Annotated in this window: 1 protein-coding gene; it reads left to right on the top strand. The window is 62.8% G+C overall.

Annotation, left to right across the window (positions count from 1 at the left end):
* The first annotated feature begins 432 nt into the window (after positions 1-432).
* Positions 433-3,132: a DNA gyrase subunit A gene (gene gyrA / locus ACVOLV_RS22055; RefSeq protein ID WP_481556223.1), complete on the top strand. Its 2,700-nt coding sequence runs from the start codon at positions 433-435 to the stop codon at positions 3,130-3,132.
* Positions 3,133-3,505 lie beyond the last annotated feature (373 nt).

The raw sequence follows: 3,505 nt of genomic DNA, 5'->3' as shown, positions 1-3,505 counted from the left end.
CGCACGCCCCCTCCTCGCCGCGCATCACGCCATTCTGGTTGTTTCGGCCCCGCCCTGGCGGGCATGGGGCTGGCCCGGAATCCCCCCCGCCGCCCTGGGCGGGGCTCTACAGTGAGCCCTTTGGCTTGTGGGACTGGGGTAAGCCGCCATGCTGGCGATGCTTGGGTCGAAGAGGGTTGCGAGCTGTTGGATCTATGGCGTCGCGGCTTGCGCCGCTCCTGCAGGGGTCGCAGGTAAGGCCCCGGCCGAGCATCGCTCGGCTCTACCCTTTGGCTGCCCCTAAGTTCCTGATTTCTTCCGGTAAAAGCCCCTTAAGTGGAGGCGAAAAACCGCCCTTTGTGATAAACTCCGCAGGTTGATCCGAGTTTCCGGCAAGGTGGCCCGTCAAGGTGCTGTCGTCGGACAGGATCGCTACCTGACAACGGAACCCGAATGGCAGAAAACGCCAAGGAAATCATCCAGGTCAACCTGGAAGACGAGATGCGCAAGAGCTACCTCGATTACGCGATGAGCGTGATCGTCGGCCGCGCACTCCCCGATGCCCGCGATGGCCTCAAACCAGTTCATCGCCGCGTCCTGTTTGCGATGAATGAGCTGGGTGCTCACAGCAACAAGGCGTACTTCAAGTCGGCGCGTATCGTCGGTGACGTGATCGGTAAGTACCATCCGCACGGCGATCAGTCGGTCTACGACGCGCTGGTGCGTTTGGCGCAGCCATTCTCGCTGCGTTACATGCTGGTGGACGGCCAGGGTAACTTCGGTTCGGTCGACGGTGACTCGGCAGCAGCAATGCGTTACACCGAGGCACGCATGTCGCGCCTGACGCATGAGCTGATGGCTGACATCGACAAGGAAACCGTCGATTTCCAGCCCAACTACGATGAAAAGGAACTGGAGCCGACGGTCATGCCGACCCGGTTCCCGAACCTGCTGGTCAATGGTTCGGCTGGTATCGCGGTGGGCATGGCGACCAATATTCCGCCGCACAACCTCACTGAAGCCATCACCGCCTGCATCGCGCTGATCGACGATCCGGCTATCGACGTTGATGGCTTGATGGAATACATCCCGGGCCCGGATTTCCCCACTGCCGGCATCATCAATGGCACCGCCGGCATCATTGCCGGCTACCGCACCGGCCGTGGCCGCGTGCGTATCCGTGCCAAGGCTGATATCGAAGTGGCTGACAATGGTCGCGAGTCGATCATCGTCACCGAGATTCCGTACCAGGTGAACAAGGCGCGGTTGATCGAGAAGATCGCCGAGCTGGTCAAGGAAAAGAAGCTCGAAGGCATCAGCGAGCTGCGCGATGAGTCCGACAAGGACGGCATGCGCATCTACATCGAAATCAAGCGTGGCGAGTCGGCTGAGGTTGTGCTCAACAACCTGTACCAGCAGACCCAGATGGAGTCGGTGTTCGGCATCAACATGGTGGCGCTGGTCGATGGCCGGCCGAAGCTGTTGAACCTCAAGGAAATGCTGGAGGCGTTCATCCGCCACCGCCGTGAGGTTGTCACCCGCCGCACCATCTTTGAACTGCGCAAGGCGCGTGCGCGTGCGCACGTGTTGGAAGGCCTGACCGTTGCCTTGGCCAACATCGATGAAATGATCGAGTTGATCAAGACCTCGGCCAATCCTGCAGAAGCCAAGGAGCGCATGCTCTCCAAGGTGTGGCAGCCGGGCCTGGTGGGTGCATTGCTGGGCGCTGCTGGCGCCGAGGCATCGCGTCCGGAAGACCTGCCCAAGGGCATCGGTCTGGTCGACGGCAACTACCAGCTCAGCGACGTCCAGGCGACGCAGATTCTGGAGATGCGCCTGCACCGCCTGACCGGCTTGGAGCAGGACAGGCTGACCGAAGAGTACAAGCAGCTACTGGAAGTGATCGCCGGCCTGATCCGCATTCTGGAGAATCCAGACGTGCTGCTGCAGGTGATCCGCGAAGAGCTGGAGAACGTGCGTTCCGAGTTCGGTGATGCGCGTCGCAGCGAAATCCGTCACAGCGAAGAAGACCTGGACATCCTGGATCTGATTGCGCCGGAAGACGTGGTTGTGACCTTGTCGCGCGCCGGCTATGTCAAGCGCCAGCCGGTCAGTGCCTACCGTGCGCAGCGTCGCGGTGGACGTGGGCGCAGTGCCGCGGCGACCAAGGACGAGGATTTCATCGAACAGCTGTGGCTGGTCAACACGCACGACACGTTGCTGACCTTCACCAGCTCGGGCAAGGTGTTCTGGTTGCCGGTGCATCAGTTGCCGGAAGCCGGTTCCAATGCGCGTGGCCGTCCGATCATCAACTGGATCGCGCTGGAGAACGGTGAGCGCGTGCAGGCCGTGCTGCCGGTGCGTGAGTACGACGAAAACCACTTCGTGTTCTTCGCCACCCGCAACGGTACGGTCAAGAAGACCCCGCTGAGTGAGTTCGCGTTCCGTCTGGCACGTGGCAAGATCGCCATCAATCTGGATGACGGTGACGCGCTGGTTGGCGTTGGCCTCACCGATGGTGAGCGCGACATCGTGTTGTTCGCGTCCAACGGCAAGACCGTTCGCTTCGGCGAGGACAAGGTCCGCTCGATGGGCCGTACCGCTACCGGCGTGCGCGGCATCAAGATGCCCAAGGGCGAGGAAGTGGTCAGCCTGATCGTCGCTGAGAGTGCGGGCGGCGTTGAGGATGAGAACGAGGACGACAACGGCGTCGAGGAAGTGGCAGTGGACGGCGGCGAGATCGTCGAAGCTGCAGACGATGCCGGCGTTCAGTACATCCTGACCGCGACGGAGAACGGCTACGGCAAGCGCACCCCGCTGGCCGATTACCCGCGCAAGGGTCGTGGCACCCAGGGCGTGATCGGTATCCAGACCAGCGAGCGCAACGGCAAGTTGGTGAGTGCGGTACTGCTCGGCACCGGCGATGAAGTACTGTTGATCTCCGACGGTGGCACCCTGGTGCGTACCCGCGGTTCGGAGATCTCGCGCGTCGGCCGTAACACCCAGGGTGTGACCCTGATCCGTCTCTCCAAGGGCGAGAAGCTGCAGGCGGTTGAGCGTCTGGATGCTTCGCTCGATGCTGAGGACGAGGTGCTGGAAGACGATGCAGCAGGCACTGTGGACGCAGTGGCACCGGCTGCACCGGAAGCCTGATTCTGCAGGGTTCTGGTTTTGGGAAAAGCGCCGGCATGCCGGCGCTTTTTTTTGGCGCCTGGCTTTATCGGCCAGAAGCTTGCCCTCACCCCAACCCCTCTCCCGCGGCGCGGGAGAGGGGCTAATGCACCGCGAGCGCAAGCATTCCTAGCCCCTCTCCCGCGCGGCGGGAGAGGGGTTGGGGTGAGGGCAAGCTTCTAGCTCGTAATCCAAGATCCGGAATCCGCGACCAGCGTCACAGCGACAAGTACACGTGTCGCACGGGTTCCTCCATAGTGCCGCGCCCCAGGGGGGCCCGGCGGGAACCGGGACCCCCAAACCCCGCCCGGGGGGGGGCCACCCCGGGAGCGCCCCCCCCCCCGGGGGGGGGGGG

The sequence above is a fragment of the Stenotrophomonas sp. STEN023 genome (genome assembly GCF_056760135.1).
The sequence above is the reverse complement of the archived record's forward strand: the minus strand, read 5'-3'. Positions and strand labels throughout refer to the sequence as shown.

Excerpts from the sequence above, each read along its gene's own strand:
- gyrA (WP_481556223.1), top strand. The coding sequence starts at position 433 with ATGGCAGAAAACGCCAAGGAAATCATCCAGGTCAACCTGGAAGACGAG.